Annotated in this window: 2 protein-coding genes; both read left to right on the plus strand. The window is 58.6% G+C overall.

Translation table 11 applies throughout. The features are described 5' to 3' along the window. Positions 1-37: 37 nt before the first annotated feature. Positions 38-469: a conjugation system SOS inhibitor PsiB gene (gene psiB / locus HMPREF3096_RS11600; RefSeq protein ID WP_048295711.1), complete on the plus strand. Its 432-nt coding sequence runs from the start codon at positions 38-40 to the stop codon at positions 467-469. After that, on the plus strand, positions 466-635 hold a 170-nt coding region (locus tag HMPREF3096_RS11605), incomplete at its 3' end, for a plasmid SOS inhibition protein A (protein WP_176747748.1). The genes psiB and HMPREF3096_RS11605, both read left to right, overlap by 4 nt.

Raw genomic sequence — 635 nt, forward strand, 5'->3', positions numbered from 1 at the left:
GACGCCGCCCTGCGGGGCGGCGATAAGGAGACTGAAAATGAAAACGTTACTGACTCTGGATGTTCTCAAAACCATGTCCGCTGACGAGCTGGAAGACTACCGTGCAGCCGGTGAAGATTTTCGCCGGGAGCTGAGCCACGCTGTCATGCGCGATCTGACCTCACCGTCCGGCTGGTCCGTGAATGCCGAGTACCGGTGCGAATTTGGGGGCTTTTTCCCGGTGCAGGTCCGCTTTTCTCCGGCCCATTGCCATTTTGATGTCGCTGTCTGCAGTCCCGGAGAGTTGAGTGACCGCTGGATGATCGTCTTTGTGACACGTGGTGGCCAGCCGTTCTCTGTTGTTCGCAGCATGGAAGAATTTAACCCGGAGTTGATCTCCCACACGCTGGCATTGATAGCGTGTCTCGATACTGACGGATATTCCTGCGCCAGTATCATCAGAACGCTGGAACAGGAGGGCGCACAATGATCCATTCGTCCCGTTCCCTTGTCACCCTGCAGCCTGCCAGGCAGGCTGCGCTGCAGGCCATCATGACCGTGGAGAATGCCCGCCAGCGCGGTGCTCGTCTGTCTGCAGCGCCACACGTGCGTACCTTTCTGCGCCTGCTGACCGGGAACAGCCGCATGAACACGAC

The organism is Klebsiella sp. HMSC25G12 (assembly GCF_001807705.1).
GTDB classification, from domain to species: Bacteria; Pseudomonadota; Gammaproteobacteria; order Enterobacterales; family Enterobacteriaceae; genus Klebsiella; species Klebsiella variicola.

Excerpts from the sequence above, each read along its gene's own strand:
- psiB (WP_048295711.1), top strand. The coding sequence starts at position 38 with ATGAAAACGTTACTGACTCTGGATGTTCTCAAAACCATGTCCGCTGAC.